Origin of the sequence: Halomonas sp. 25-S5, from assembly GCF_029889845.1 — a bacterium.
Taxonomy (GTDB): Bacteria; Pseudomonadota; Gammaproteobacteria; order Pseudomonadales; family Halomonadaceae; genus Halomonas.
This window is the reverse complement of sequence record NZ_JARANV010000004.1, coordinates 57,693-71,550: the sequence shown is the minus strand read 5'-3', so window position 1 is coordinate 71,550 and position 13,858 is coordinate 57,693. Positions and strand designations below refer to the sequence as shown.

At 69.1% G+C, this 13,858-nt stretch carries 11 protein-coding genes; 7 read left to right on the top strand and 4 right to left on the bottom strand.

Features of this window, described 5'->3' with window-relative positions; genetic code table 11:
* Positions 1-13 precede the first annotated feature (13 nt).
* Together OP498_RS04700 and OP498_RS04695 are read right to left on the bottom strand one after the other, a co-directional pair.
* Positions 14-946 carry an ion transporter gene (locus OP498_RS04700; RefSeq protein WP_280552795.1) on the bottom strand — a complete coding sequence of 311 codons (933 nt, stop codon included), beginning with the start codon at positions 944-946 and terminating at the stop codon, positions 14-16.
* Between the two features lie 28 nt (positions 947-974).
* Positions 975-1,859 (bottom strand): CYTH domain-containing protein, encoded by an 885-nt coding sequence (locus OP498_RS04695; RefSeq protein ID WP_280552794.1) that lies wholly within the window; start codon positions 1,857-1,859, stop codon positions 975-977.
* A 104-nt stretch (positions 1,860-1,963) separates the two neighbouring features.
* On the opposite strand from OP498_RS04695, the gene OP498_RS04690 reads away from it, so the two are divergent.
* The 6 genes from OP498_RS04690 (at position 1,964) to glrR (ending at position 9,929) form a co-directional block, all read left to right on the top strand.
* Entirely contained in the window at positions 1,964-2,644 is a 681-nt protein-coding gene (locus tag OP498_RS04690) for a TIGR00153 family protein (RefSeq protein WP_280546250.1), read from the top strand.
* A 73-nt stretch (positions 2,645-2,717) separates the two neighbouring features.
* Complete coding sequence (locus OP498_RS04685; protein WP_280552793.1) at positions 2,718-3,983, top strand: inorganic phosphate transporter; 1,266 nt, start codon at positions 2,718-2,720, stop codon at positions 3,981-3,983.
* A 313-nt stretch (positions 3,984-4,296) separates the two neighbouring features.
* Positions 4,297-5,610, top strand: a complete 1,314-nt coding sequence (gene argA / locus OP498_RS04680; RefSeq protein ID WP_280552792.1) for an amino-acid N-acetyltransferase — start codon at positions 4,297-4,299, stop codon at positions 5,608-5,610.
* Between the two features lie 834 nt (positions 5,611-6,444).
* Positions 6,445-7,950: an ATP-binding protein gene (locus OP498_RS04675; RefSeq protein ID WP_280552791.1), complete on the top strand. Its 1,506-nt coding sequence runs from the start codon at positions 6,445-6,447 to the stop codon at positions 7,948-7,950.
* A complete protein-coding gene (locus tag OP498_RS04670; RefSeq protein WP_280546244.1) occupies positions 7,947-8,519 on the top strand; it encodes a hypothetical protein in 573 nt (190 codons plus the stop codon). The genes OP498_RS04675 and OP498_RS04670 overlap by 4 nt, the downstream gene beginning before the upstream one ends.
* A 15-nt stretch (positions 8,520-8,534) precedes the next feature.
* Complete coding sequence (gene glrR / locus OP498_RS04665) at positions 8,535-9,929, top strand: two-component system response regulator GlrR (protein ID WP_280552790.1); 1,395 nt, start codon at positions 8,535-8,537, stop codon at positions 9,927-9,929.
* A gap of 62 nt (positions 9,930-9,991) precedes the next feature.
* Here glrR and OP498_RS04660 read toward each other — a convergent pair whose 3' ends face one another.
* Positions 9,992-10,645 (bottom strand): peroxiredoxin, encoded by a 654-nt coding sequence (locus OP498_RS04660; protein WP_280546240.1) that lies wholly within the window; start codon positions 10,643-10,645, stop codon positions 9,992-9,994.
* A 158-nt stretch (positions 10,646-10,803) separates the two neighbouring features.
* Positions 10,804-12,183 carry an exodeoxyribonuclease VII large subunit gene (xseA, locus tag OP498_RS04655; protein WP_280552789.1) on the bottom strand — a complete coding sequence of 460 codons (1,380 nt, stop codon included), beginning with the start codon at positions 12,181-12,183 and terminating at the stop codon, positions 10,804-10,806.
* Positions 12,184-12,373: 190 nt separating this feature from the next.
* On the opposite strand from xseA, the gene guaB reads away from it, so the two are divergent.
* Positions 12,374-13,843: an IMP dehydrogenase gene (gene guaB / locus OP498_RS04650; RefSeq protein ID WP_280552788.1), complete on the top strand. Its 1,470-nt coding sequence runs from the start codon at positions 12,374-12,376 to the stop codon at positions 13,841-13,843.
* The last annotated feature ends 15 nt before the right edge of the window (positions 13,844-13,858 follow it).

Sequence of the window (13,858 nt, the reverse complement as noted above, 5' to 3'; positions counted from 1 at the left end):
ATGCGCCGCCGGCTCAGCGTGCCGGCGGCGACCCGTTATCGTCTCTCTCCTCGTCGCCGTGCTTGTACCGCCAGGCCTTGCGTTCTTCCTCCGAGAGGCGTGGGTCGGGGGCGGTCTCGTCCAGCCAGGTTCCGCACTTCAGGCAGTAGCGGGCGCGTTGCTCGTGGCGTTCATGGCCGCAGCCGGGGCAGGCCTCGTCGGAGTAGCGGTCCTCGCGGATCGCCCGGATTACCTGGGCGGAGAAGACGCCGGTGGGCACGGCGATGATGGAATAGCCGGTCAGCATCAGCATCACCGTGATCGCCTGGCCCAGCGGGGTCACTGGCACGATATCGCCATAGCCCACCGTGGTCAGGCTGACGATGGCCCAGTAGATCGCCATGGGAATGCTGGTGAACCCGGCTTCCCGGGGCTCGATCAGGTACATCACCGAGGCGAAAATGGTAACCACGCAGAAGATGGCGAAGAAGAACAGCAGGATCTGGTGGCTGCTGCGATGCAGGGCATCGAGCAGCAGGCGCGACTCGCCGACAAACTGCATCAGGCGCAACACACGGAAGATACGCAGGGTACGCAACAGGCGTACCACCACCAGCGACTGGGCTCCGGGCAGGACCAGCGTGAGCCAGGTGGGCAGGATGGCGATCACGTCGACGATGCCATAGAAGCTGCGCAGATAGAGCCACGGTTTCTCGAGGCAGTAGAGTCGCAGTGCCAGTTCGAGGGTGAAGGCGATGGTGAATCCCCATTCAAGCCAGAAGAACAGGCTAGCGTACTCGGCGCGCAGGCTGGCGATGCTCTCCAGCAGCACCACCAGCACGCTGGCGAATATCGTCACGACCAGGGCGATATCGAAGCCCTTGGCCAGCGGAGTGTCGGACTCGAAGATGATCTGGAAGACCCGGGTGCGCAGGCCTTCGCCGGCGGGCTTGGGGAGGTGGTTCACGCTTCGTCCTTGTGGTGGTCGAGGCCGGTCAGGCCAGGTCGATGTCGCCGGGCAGCCGGCGGGCCAGCCGCAGCATCCGGCGCCCGAAGGCGGGGGTCAGCCAGGTCTCGGCGCCAAGGGCCTCGGCGAGCCCTCGGGCGTCGTCGCGCAGTGCCTCATCGTCGAGGGCATCATCACCCAGTTCCGACAGGCGTTGGAAGGCCCGGCGCGCCTCGTCGCGCCAGGCGTCCTGGCCGGTATCGGCCAGGGCATCCAGCGCCATGCTGGCACGGTGCAGCCAGGCCGCGGCGCCGGTGCCCTCGGGCAGCGTCCAGCCACTGCCGAGCAGCGCCCCGCCGCGGGCCGCCTTGCTGGTGTCCGAGGCACGCAAGGCGACCGTATCGGCCAGGGCGTCGGCGAGGGCCCAGAGCGCGGTCGGGTCGCCCGCCTTGAGCTCCAGCTCCAGTTCGCGGATCGCCACCGCCTGCCCGCCCGCGCGGATCTCGCCGAGGTCCAGGGCGAGCTCCACGCTCAGGCCGTCCTCCTCCAGCCACCAGGTCTCGCGCATGAAATCGGTGGCAAAGCGCGGCACCAGGCGCTCGAGCAGGCCCGGGTCGCGTTCGGCCATGGGGGGCAGGGCGGCCAGCCCGCGCAGGTCGAGCCCCGGGCCCGGCACCTCCCACTCCCACTCGCCGCGGGTCGAGAGGCCGCCACCGCCCTGGCCGCGGGTCTTCAGGGTCTGCAGCAGGCGGTCGCCGGCGCGGCGCAGGCGCAGCGCCATGCGCGCCTGCTCCAGGTCGCCCTCGGGGGTGTCGTAGTAGGTGTTGCCCAGGCGCGTGAGCGCGGGGGTCAGGCCAGCCAGGTGGGGGTGGCGGCGCAGGGCTTCGGGCGCCTCGGCCCCCAGGGCCAGCTTGAGCTCTATCTCGTCTGCCATCGGGGCGCCACCTCGGTTCGATGAATAATGGATGATTTTTTCATGACGGTGGCGGTGTCAGTCTCTATACTGACGCCGCCATTTTCCAGGTTCACAGATGCCCCATGGTGACATCCAATCCCTTCTCCGCGATGTTCGGCCGCTCGCCATTCCATCCGCTGCTGGCCCATATCGTCAAGGCCAACGAGTGTGCCGACGAGCTGCTGCCCTTCTTCGAGGCCTCCCTCGTGGGCAACTGGGACACCGCCGCCCAGCATCGCGAGACCATCACGCGCCTCGAGCATGAGGCCGACGAGCTCAAGACCGACCTGCGCCTCAACCTGCCCAACACCATGTTCCTGCCGGTGTCGCGCTCCGACCTGCTCGACCTGATCAGCGTCCAGGACAAGATCGCCAACAAGGTCCGCGACATCACCGGCATCATGCTGGGTCGCCGCATGCAGATGCCCCAGGAGCTGGCCCAGCCGATGCGCGACTACATGCGCACCTCGGTGGCCTGCGTGGCCCAGGCCCGCCACGCCCTGGAGGAGCTCAAGGACCTGCTCGAGTCCGGCTTCGGTCGCAACGTCGCCGACGTGATGCAGAAGATGATCCGCGAGCTGCACGCGCTCGAGCAGCAGGCCGACGGCCAGCAGGTGACTATCCGCCGCCAGCTCTTCGAGCTGGAGGACCGCCTGCCCCCGGTGGACGTGATGTTCCTCTACAAGATCATCGATTGGGTGGGCGAGCTCTCCGACCGCGCCGAGCGCGTCGGCAGCCGCCTACAGATCATGACGGCCAACTGAACGCAACGGCCCCGGCGATCCCGGGGCCGTGTCGTGTCGACCTTCTTCCGACCGCTACAAGGGAACCCTCCCTATGTCGATCATTGCGCAGCACGGTGAGATCTTCATCATCCTCGCCTGTCTCTTCGGCTTCTTCATGGCCTGGGGCGTCGGGGCCAACGACGTGGCCAACGCCATGGGCACCTCGGTGGGCTCTCGGGCCATCACCATCAAGCAGGCGATCATCATCGCCGTGATCTTCGAGTTCCTCGGCGCCTGGCTGGCCGGCGGCGAAGTCACCGACACCATCCGCAAGGGCATCATCGACCCCGAGCTGCTGCAGAAGGACCCCCAGCTGCTGGTCTACGGCATGCTCGCGGCGCTGCTGGCGGCGGCGACCTGGCTGCTGCTCGCCTCCATGAAGGGCTGGCCGGTGTCGACCACGCACTCCATCGTTGGCGCCATCGTCGGCTTCGCGGTGGCGGGGCTGGGCGCGGGCGCGGTGGACTGGGGGGCCGTGGGCGCCATCGCCGCCAGCTGGGTGGTCTCGCCACTGCTGGCCGGTACCATCGCCTTCACCCTCTTCAAGTCGGTGCAACACCTGATCTTCGAGGCCCGCGACCCCTTCGCCGCGGCCAAGCGCTACGTGCCCATGTACGTCTTCCTGGTCGGCTTCGCGGTGACCATGGTGACCCTCACCAAGGGCCTCAAGCACGTCGGCCTGGATCTCGGCTTCGGCGCCAGCCTGCTGCTCGCCATCCTCGCCGGCCTGGTGATCGCGGCGCTCGGCGTGGTCATGGAGCGTCGCGTCAAGGCGTCGAGCCGCCAGTCCGACCAGTTCGGCTTCTCCGGGGTGGAGCGTGTCTTCGGCGTGCTGATGATCTTCACCGCCAGCGCCATGGCCTTTGCCCACGGTTCCAACGACGTGGCCAACGCCGTGGGGCCGCTGGCGGCGGTGATCAGCGTGGTGCAGACCGGCGGCGAGATCGAGGGGGCGGCCCTGGTGCCTTGGTGGGTGCTGGTGCTGGGCGGCGGCGGCATCGTCGTCGGCCTGGTCACCTACGGCCACAAGGTGATCGCCACCGTGGGCACCGGCATCACCGAGCTCACCCCGAGCCGCGGTTTCGCCGCCACCCTGGCGGCCGCGGTGACCGTGGTACTGGCGTCGGGCACCGGCCTGCCGATCTCTACCACTCAGACCCTGGTGGGGGCGGTGCTGGGCGTGGGCCTGGCCCGCGGCATGGCGGCACTCAACCTGCGGGTCATCGGCACCATCGCCATGTCGTGGCTGATCACCCTGCCGGCCGGCGCCGGCCTCGCCATCCTCTTTTTCTTCACCTTCAAGGGCATGTTCGGCTAAGCGCCGAGCTACAAGCGCCGAGCTACAAGCGCCGAGCTACAAGCGCCGAGCTACAAGCGCCGAGCTACAAGCGCCGAGCTACAAGAAAACCCGAAGGCCTCGGCCTTCGGGTTTTCTTTTGCGGCGGCGGATTCCATGCTGCTGCTTGGCAGCTTGGCAGCTTGGCAGCTTGGCAGCTTGGCAGCTTGGCAGCTTGGCAGCTTGGCAGCTTGGCAGCTTGGCAGCTTGGCAGCTTGACGGTGCCGCCTTTTTCGTCGCTCTGATATAGTGGCTGTCGACTCCCCCTTCGTTCACCTGCTGCCGGAGTGCGGCCTTGGATACTCGTTTCCCCTTCGTCGACTGGTTCCGCAATTCCTCCCCCTACATCAATGCCCACCGGGGGCGCACCTTCGTGATCCTGATCGAGGGCGAGGCCATGGCCAGCGGGCGAGGGGAGCAGCTGATTCAGGACCTGGCGCTGCTGCATACCCTGGGCGTGCGGCTGGTGGTGGTGTTCGGTATCCGTCCCCAGGTGCAGCAGGCCCTGGACGAGGCGGGCATCGTGCCCCGTTACCACCAGGGCCGCTGGGTGGCCGACGAGGCGATCATGGCGCGGGTAGAGCGCATCGCCGCCGAGCAGCGCCTGTGGCTGGAGGCGCGGCTCTCGCCGGGGCTGCCCAACACGCCGCTGCACGGCATCGAGATGACCGTGGTTTCCGGCAACCTGGTGATGGCCAAGCCGCTGGGCGTGCGCGAAGGCGTCGACTTCGACCACAGCGGCGAGGTGCGTCGGGTGCGGGCAGAGGCCATCGAGGGATTGCTCGAGCGCGGCTCGCTGGTGGCACTGCCGCCGCTGGGCTTCTCCAGCACGGGCGAGGTCTTCGACCTGGACGCCGCCGAGGTGGCTCGCCATGCCGCCACGGCGCTCGGCGCCGACAAGCTGATCCTGCTCGGCGAGGCCAGCGGGCTGTTCGACCGCAGCGGCCAGCTGCAGCGCCAGCTGACCCCGGGCCAGGCCGAGCCACTGCTCCAGCAGGCCGACCCGTCCAGCGAGCTGACCCGACACCTCGGCGCGGCCTGCGCCGCTGCGCGGCATGGCGTGGCCCGCACCCACCTGCTCTCCTGGCATGACCATGACGCCCTGCTCGGCGAGCTGTTCACCCGCGACGGCGTGGGCACCATGATCACCGAGCATCGCTACGAGCAGCTGCGGCCGGCGGAGCTTGGCGACATCGGCGGCCTGCTCGAGCTGCTCGAGCCGCTGGAGCGGCGGGGCATGCTGGTGCCGCGCTCCCGGGAGCGGCTGGAGTACGAGATCGACGACTATGTGGTGATCGAGCGCGACGGCATGATCATCGGCTGCGCCGCCCTGCATACCTTCGGCGAGGCCACGATGGGGGAGCTGGCCTGCGTGGCGGTCCACGACGACTACCGGGGCGGGGCGCGCGGTGAGCTGCTGCTCGCCGAGGTCGAGCGCCGGGCCCGCCGCCTGGGGCTCTCGGCGCTGTTCGCCCTGACCACCCACACCACCCACTGGTTCTTCGAGCACGGCTTCCGCCTGGCCGACATCGAGGCCCTGCCGCCGCTGCGTCGCGACACTTACAGCCACGCGCGCAAATCCAAGATCCTGGTCAAGACCCTCGCCTGAGGGGCGCGCTGTCGCCATCCGGAGACGCGCTAACCGACTGAAAATAAGCGCCATCCAGGAAAGCTGCCGAAAGGCGTCGTCACTTGGCGACGAAAATCCCGCGATCCCCCCCGCTGATTGGCCGCTCGGCAGGCCGCTGCCGATCTGTCTCCTTTTTCCTGTCTTCAACCTGTTGATATAAAAGGGATGGTGTGAGTTATGGCACGCCGCTGGCAGTTGTCAGGGTGAGCAAGGGAAAACGGTTCATTCGGCTCGAACCGTTTCCCGGTCGCCGAAGGGAGGCGGGCCATCACTGCCCTGTGCTCCCGCTCCCCGACGCGGCCAGTGTCTGCTCCAAGCGATGTGTGACTTTAGGTTGCGATGAGACGGTACCGCCGCCAGGCAAGGATCGGTATCGAGAGGGCAAGGACGCCCTGGCATGGATGCCTCTCCCCCGTTGTGGGGGATCGAATCGCGCAGCATCGCCATCGGCCTCCGGTCGCGGCGGTGGTGCCAGGAACGGAGCAGGGCGGCGCGCCATGCGATGGCTTGCCACCCGCATGAGGATGACCAGCCCCTGGTGGCAGATGGCGCCTCATGGCTTCGGGGCCTCCCCGGCCCATGGACATTCGGGCAAAGGACGGACCAGGTCGTCGATTGAGCGAATGTCTTGACCCTTCAGTTCCCTGCGTATTGGGCCGGCTCTGCCGGCCCTTTTTTTCTGGCGGAATGTTTGCTGGCGGAATGTTTGCTGCGAGCTGGCACCGATTGGCCACGGGGCGCTCGGCTGAACTCTGGTATCCTTAGGAATGAACGATGGTGGTTCCCGTTACCTTCCTGCAAAGAACGTTGTCCATGACCTCAGCCGTTACGCGTCGCTGGAGGCCGCGCTCGCTGTTGCAGCTGGTGCTGCTGGCCTTTTTGGTGGTGATGCTGCCGTTGGCCGTGTTGATGATCCAGGCCGGGCAGGCCATCTCCGAGCTGTCGCGCCTGGCGGATGTCAGTGCCCGCCAGGCGGTGGAGGAGACCCGGCGTGCCCGCTCGCTGGGTGCCCTGGCGCTGGAGATGGAGCGCGGTGCGCGCCAGTATGCCGTGGTCGAGCAGGAGAGCCTGCTGCAAATCTACGGCGAGCGCCTCGAGGAGTTCCGCGAGCTGTTGGCCCAGCAGCGTCAGCTGCTGCCCGATGATCCCGATGTGGCAGCGCTGGAGGAGAAACTCGACGACCTCGCCGAGCTGCCCGACCTGCCGCTCGAGGCGTTCACCGCCCGGCTCTCCGACTTCCTGCCCTTCGCCCAGCACACCGAGGCGATGCGCCGCGCCACCAACCGGCGCATCGACGAGCGCATCGAGGGCATCCGTGCCCGAGCCGAGGCCGTGCAGGTGCGCCTGTGGTGGCAGACCGCAGCGCTGGTCTCGGCGAGCCTGGTGCTGATGCTGCTGTTCACCCGGCTGATCATCCATCCGATCCGCCAGCTCGAACGGCGCATCCTGGGGATCGGTAGCGTGGGCGGGGACGCGGCGCAGACGCCGCGGCCCTTCAAGGGCCCGGCGGAACTGGTCACCCTGGACGAGCGGCTGGACTGGCTGGCCTCGCGGCTCGACGAGCTGGAGGCCCAGAAGCAGCAGTTCCTGCGCCATATGTCCCATGAGCTCAAGACCCCGCTGGCCAGCGTGCGCGAGGGCTCGTCGCTGCTCGCCGACGGCGTGGCCGGCGAGGTCACGCCGCGCCAGCGCGAGATCCTCGACCTGATCGATGCCAGTGGGCGCGAGCTGCAGCAGCTGATCGAGCAGCTGCTGGATTACAACCTGCTCCAGCACAACCGCCAGCTGGACATCGAGCGGCTGGACGTCGCCACCGTGGCCAAGGAGGTGCTGGCCAAGCACCGCCTGGCGCTGGACAACAAGGAGATGCGCGTCAGCTGCTTCGATGGCCCCCTGGCCTGGGCGCTCGACCGCACCGCCACGGCACGGGTCCTCGACAACCTGATCTCCAATGCCGTCGCCTACGGCGAGGACGGCGGTACGCTGGAGATCCGCGCCCGGCCGCTGCGCGACCGGCTGGTGATCGAAGTGGCCAACAGCGGCGAGCCGATCGCCGAGGAGGATCGCGAGCGGCTCTTCGAGGCCTTCTTTCAGGGCCGCGGGCGCCGCAAGGGGCCGCTCAAGGGCTCCGGCATCGGCCTCTCGGTGGCCGCCGACTGTGCCCGGCTCCAGCACGGCAGCCTGGCGCTCGTGGACGATACCCGGCTGGCGGTGTGCTTTCGCCTGACCCTGCCGCGGCTGGCCCGGGCTCCCGAACAGGATCACGACCACCCGACGCTCGCCCTGGCGGGCGCCCACTCGAGGAACGATACCCCATGACCGCGCGCCCCTGGTTCCTGTGCCTGGCCACGGCCTGGCTGGCCGGCTGCCAATACCTGCCCGAGTCGCTGCAGTCGCCCTCCGGCCCCTCGCCCCTCCAGAGCCCCACCACCGGCTCGGCGCGCTGCCATGCCGAGCTGCCGGACTTCGACAACGCGCCCTGCCTGCTCGACGACTGGGTGGCCTTCGGCCTGGCCTCCCAGCGCGGCGACCGGGTGTGGCGAGAGGCCACTCTGACGCGCCTCGGCGGCGAGAGGTCCGAGCGCCGCCTGGCGCGGGCCGTGCTGCTCGCCTGGGGTGACGAACAGCAGTGGAACCGTGCCTCGGAGCTCTACAAGGCCGATCTGCACGGTGCGCCGCCCGAGCTGCAGCCACTGCTGCGCTACTGGCTCAACGAGCTGGAGGGGCGTCGCCGCCTGGCCGGCCAGCTGGCCGAGAGCCGGGGCGAGCACCAGGCCGCCGTGGAGGAGAACGCGGCCCTCACCGAGGAGCTCGAGGCCATGGCCGAGAAGCTCGAGCAGCTCACCGCCATCGAACAGAGCATCAATCTGCGACAGCAGAATGAATGAACCGGGAGAGACGACATGAAGCAGTCCGGACGCCTGCCCAACGCCGGTGACCATGGTGCGCACATCCTGCTGGTGGATGACGACGTCAGCCTGTTGAAGCTGTTGGGCATGCGGCTCGAGAGCCGCGGCTACCGTGTCACCACCGCGGAGAGCGGCCGCGAGGCCCTCAAGCGGCTGGAGGTCGCACGCCCCGACCTGGTGCTGTCGGACCTGCGCATGGATGAGATGGACGGCCTGGCCCTGTTCCTGGAGCTGCAGCGCCGGGTGCCGGGCCTGCCGGTGATCATCCTCACCGCCCACGGCTCGATTCCCGATGCCGTGAGCGCCACCCGCCAGGGGGTGTTCGGCTTCCTCACCAAGCCGGTGGATCGCGACGAGCTGTTCTCCGCCATCGACGATGCCCTGGCCCAGACCTCCACCTCCGGCACCGAGGGCGACGACCACTGGCGCGAGGCGATCATTACCCGCAGCCCCGAGATGGAGCGCATCCTCGAGCAGGCCCGCATGGTGGCCGCCGCGGATGTCAGCGTGCTGGTCACCGGCGCCTCGGGGTCGGGCAAGGAACTGCTGGCCGGCGCCATCCACAAGGCCAGCTCGCGGGCCGACAAGCCCTTCGTGGCGATCAACTGCGGCGCGCTGCCCGAGCAGCTGCTGGAGAGCGAACTGTTCGGCCACGCCCGGGGCGCCTTCACCGGGGCGGTGAGCGAGCACCGCGGCCTCTTCCAGGCGGCAAACGGCGGCACCCTGTTCCTCGACGAGATCGGCGACATGCCGCTGACGCTGCAGGTCAAGCTGCTGCGCGCCCTGCAGGAGCGCCATATCCGCCCGCTCGGCTCCACCACCTCGATCCCCATCGACGTGCGCATCATCTCGGCCACCCACCGCGACCTGGACCGCGCCATGCACGAGGGGGAGTTCCGCGAGGACCTCTACTACCGCCTCAACGTCGTGAACCTGCGGCTACCGCCGCTCAAGGAGCGCGCCGAGGACGTCCCGCTGCTGGCCAAGCACCTGGTCGCCCAGGCCGCCGCCCGGCACAAGCCCTTCGTCAAGGGCTTCTCCCCGGAGGCGCTCAACCTGCTGGCCGCCTCGGCCTGGCCCGGCAACGTGCGCCAGCTGGTCAACGTGGTGGAGCAGTGCGTGGCCCTGACCACCTCGCCGATGATCCCCGAGGGGCTGGTGGCCCAGGCGCTGGCCGCCGAGGACAACGCCCTGCCGACCTTCAACGACGCCCGCGCCGGCTTCGAGCGCAGTTACCTGGTCAAGGTGCTCAAGATCACCGAGGGAAACGTCACCCAGGCGGCGCGCATCGCCGGGCGCAACCGCACCGACTTCTACAAGCTGCTGGCCCGCCACGAGCTCGAGCCCAGCGCCTTCAAGCCGGCCGCCCGCCAGCCCGAGCACCACTAGCCCCCAACGCAAGATCCCCTGCCGGAGCAGGGGTCATCGTGGGGTATGGCGAACCGCTAGCCTTACTTGGGCAGCTTGGTCTTGCGCAGGTAGGGGAAGATGGTCTCGAACTCGCCGAACTTCGCCTTGGCATCCTCGTCGGAGACCGTCGGCGGGATGATCACGTCCTCGCCGACGGTCCAGTCGGCGGGCGTGGCCACGCCCTTGCCGTTGGCGGTCTGCAGGGCGTCCAGGGCGCGCAGCACCTCGGCGAAGTTGCGGCCGACGTTCATCGGGTAGGTCATGGAGAGCTTGAGCTGCTTGTCCGGGCCGATGATGAACACCGAGCGCACGGTGGCGCTGTCGGCCGGGGTGCGGCCGTCCGGCAGGTAGGCATCGGCCGGCAGCATGTCGAACAGCTTGGCGACCTTGAGGTCCTCGTCGGCGATGATCGGGAAGCCGACGTCGCAGCTGGCGAAGCTGGAAATGTCATTGATCCACTTCTTGTGGTCCTCCACGCCGTCCACGGAGACGCCGATCACCTTGGTGCCGCGCTTCTTCCACTCCTCGCCGAGCTTGGCCACGGCGCCGAACTCGGTGGTGCAGACCGGGGTGAAGTCCTTGGGGTGTGAGAACAGGATCGCCCAGCTGTCGTCGAGCCACTCGTGGAAGCGGATCGGGCCCTGGCTGGTGTCGGCCTCGAAATCGGGTACGACGTCATTGATGCGTAGTGACATGGTGTTGCTCCCTGTGGGTTGGGGGTGTGACCCCCGGGCGTCCGATTGTCGGGCCCGGGGAAGTGCCTGGCTCCTTGGGATATGGGTATGGGCTCGTCGTCCTCAAGGCGATGGTATCAGTGTAGTTATCATGTTATGGAATACATATATTCCATTATCTATCGCTTCGATGTCTTCCCGCCATGGGACCCGGGATTGTCGGCCTCGACGCCGGCCACCGTGAGCGCGAGTCGCCCCTCGCCCAGCCGGGCCTCGAGTGACTGGCCCGGGCTCGTGTCCGCCGCCCGGCGCACCACCCGGCCCCGGTCGTCCTCGAGGATCGCATAGCCCCGGCCCAGCACCGCCAGCGGGCTGACGGCCTGCAACTCGCGGACCAACCCGCCCAGCCGCTCGCGATGGCGGGCCAGCGCCCGCGGCATGGCCTGGTGGAGCCGCCAGCGGGCCCGGGTGAGGCGCTGCCGGGCCTGCTCCACCAGCCGGTCCGGCGAGCGCAGGGCGAGGCGCTGGCGCAGGTGGTGCTCGCGGCGCCGCTCGCTGGCGAGCCTGGCCTGCATGGCCCGCCGCAGCCGCCCCTCCAGCTGGGCCAGCTGCCGGCGGCGCGCGGCCAGCACCTCGCCGGGGTGACGCAGCCGGGCCCGCAGGTGGTCCAGGCGCTGGGCCTCGGTCTCCAGGCGGGCATGCTGGGCCCGGGTGAGCCGCTCGGCCAGCCGCTCGAGGCGGTGGCGCCGCTCGCGGCGGTCGGGCACCAGCTGCTCGGCGGCGGCCGAGGGGGTGGGGGCGCGCAGGTCGGCGGCGAAGTCGGCCAGGGTGACGTCCACCTCGTGGCCCACCGCCGACATCACCGGCAACCGCGAGTGGAAGATCGCCCGGGCCAGGTGCTCGTCGTTGAAGGCCCACAGGTCCTCCAGGCTGCCGCCACCGCGGGTGATCAGGATGGCGTCGCGGGCCGGGTCCAGCGCCTGCTGGCGGTTGAGCAGGCCCAGCGCCGAGATCAGCGCCGGGGCGGCCTCGCGCCCCTGCACCGGCACCGGGATCAGCGTCACCTGCGTAAGCGGCCAGCGCGCCGCGAGCACCGCCAGCACATCGCGGATCGCCGCGCCGGTGGGCGAGGTGAGCACCAGCAGGTGCCGTGGCGGATAGGGCAGGGGGCGCGCATTGGCGAATACGCCCTCGGCCGCGAGCCGGGCCTTCAGCCGCTCGAAGGCCGCCAGCAGCTCGCCAACGCCGGCCGCCTGCACCGCCTCGACGATCAGCTGGTAGTCGCCGCGGGGCTCGAACAGCGACACCTGGCCGCGCACCTTGACCCGGTCGCCGTCACGCAGGGGGGCGGCGACGAAGCGCGCCCGGGTGCGGAACAGCGCGCAGCGCAGCTGGGCCCGGTCATCCTTGAGGGTGAAGTAGATGTGCCCCGAGCCCGGCCGCGACACCCCGGAGAGCTCGCCCTCCACCCAGACCTCGCCGACATCCTGCTCCAGCGCCTGGCGGGCGCGGCGGTTGAGCTCGCTGACGGAAAGCGGGGCATCCTCGGGGCGGGGCATGGCGCGATCATCCCTGGCGGGTGGAGGGGAATACCCTAGCACGCGCCGCGGCTGTGGTGGCAGCGCCCGGGGCGGCAGGGGAGCCGGATAGCCGGATAGCCGCCACGCGGATTGCCGGCCCCCGGCCAGGGTCGCTATAATGGGGGATTAACTTCACTCCCTCCCACCAGTTCACTGGGTGTTGCCGCATATGCTACGTATGGCCCAAGAAGCTCTTACGTTCGATGACGTATTACTCCTGCCCGGGTATTCCGATGTCCTGCCCAACGAGGTCAGCCTCAGGACCCGCCTGACCCGCGACCTCTTCCTGAACATCCCGCTCGTCTCCGCCGCCATGGATACCGTCACCGAAGCCCGCCTGGCCATCGCCATGGCCCAGGAAGGCGGCATCGGCATCATCCACAAGAGCATGACCATCGCCCACCAGGCGGCCGAGGTACGCAAGGTCAAGAAGCACGAGAGCGTGATCGTCAAGGACCCCGTCACCGTGGGGCCCAAGGCCAAGCTGGCGGACCTGCTGGCGATGGCCGAGGAGCACGGCTTCTCCGGCTTCCCGGTGGTGGAGGGGGAGACCCTGGTGGGCCTGGTGACCCAGCGCGACATGCGCTTCCAGCCCAACCACGGCGACAGCGTGGCCGACATCATGACCCCCGGCGAGAAGCTCGTCACCGTGCCGGTGGGCACCAGCCTCGACATCATCAAGGGCAAGATGCAGAAGCACCGCGTCGAGAAGATGCTGGTGGTGGATGACGACTTCCGCCTGCGCGGCCTGGTCACCTTCCAGGACATCGAGAAGGCCCGCACCTTCCCCCTGGCGGCCAAGGATGCCGACGGCCGCCTGCTGGTCGGCGCCGCCGTGGGCACCGGCCCCGAGACGCCGGACCGCGTGGCCGCCCTGGCCGAGGCCGGGGTCGACGTGGTGGTGGTCGATACCGCCCACGGCCACTCCAGGGGCGTGATCGAGCGGGTGCGCTGGGTCAAGGAGCACTTCCCGCAGATCCAGGTGATCGGCGGCAATATCGCCACCGCCGAGGCCGCCCAGGCCCTCGCCGAGGCCGGCGCCGATGCCGTCAAGGTCGGCATCGGCCCCGGCTCCATCTGCACCACCCGCGTGGTGGCCGGCGTCGGGGTGCCGCAGATCACCGCCGTCTCCAACGTCGCCGCGGCGCTGGTGCCCTACGACATCCCGCTGATCGCCGACGGCGGCGTGCGCTTCTCCGGCGACCTGGCCAAGGCCGTGGCGGCCGGTGCCAGCACCGTGATGGCCGGTGGCCTGCTGGCCGGCACCGAGGAGTCCCCGGGCGAGATCGAACTCTTCCAGGGCCGTACCTACAAGGCCTACCGCGGCATGGGCTCCATGGGCGCCATGTCCCAGACCCAGGGCAGCGCCGACCGCTACTTCCAGGACAAGAGCGAGGGCGCCGAGAAGCTGGTGCCGGAAGGCATCGAGGGCCGCGTGCCCTACAAGGGCATGATGAGCGCCATCGTCCACCAGCTGATGGGCGGCCTGCGCGCCTCCATGGGCTACACCGGCTGCCGCGACATCCAGGAGATGCGCACCAAGCCGCAGTTCGTGCAGATCACCGGGGCCGGCTTCAACGAGTCCCACGTGCACGACGTGCAGATCACCAAGGAAGCCCCGAACTACCGCGCGGGTTGATACACGCTTGACGCC

Coding starts and splice junctions, on each gene's coding strand:
- OP498_RS04695 (WP_280552794.1), bottom strand. CDS start 1,859: ATGGCAGACGAGATAGAGCTCAAGCTGGCCCTGGGGGCCGAGGCGCCC.
- OP498_RS04690 (WP_280546250.1), top strand. CDS start 1,964: ATGGTGACATCCAATCCCTTCTCCGCGATGTTCGGCCGCTCGCCATTC.
- OP498_RS04685 (WP_280552793.1), top strand. CDS start 2,718: ATGTCGATCATTGCGCAGCACGGTGAGATCTTCATCATCCTCGCCTGT.
- OP498_RS04675 (WP_280552791.1), top strand. CDS start 6,445: ATGACCTCAGCCGTTACGCGTCGCTGGAGGCCGCGCTCGCTGTTGCAG.
- OP498_RS04670 (WP_280546244.1), top strand. CDS start 7,947: ATGACCGCGCGCCCCTGGTTCCTGTGCCTGGCCACGGCCTGGCTGGCC.
- glrR (WP_280552790.1), top strand. CDS start 8,535: ATGAAGCAGTCCGGACGCCTGCCCAACGCCGGTGACCATGGTGCGCAC.
- OP498_RS04660 (WP_280546240.1), bottom strand. CDS start 10,645: ATGTCACTACGCATCAATGACGTCGTACCCGATTTCGAGGCCGACACC.
- xseA (WP_280552789.1), bottom strand. CDS start 12,183: ATGCCCCGCCCCGAGGATGCCCCGCTTTCCGTCAGCGAGCTCAACCGC.
- guaB (WP_280552788.1), top strand. CDS start 12,374: ATGCTACGTATGGCCCAAGAAGCTCTTACGTTCGATGACGTATTACTC.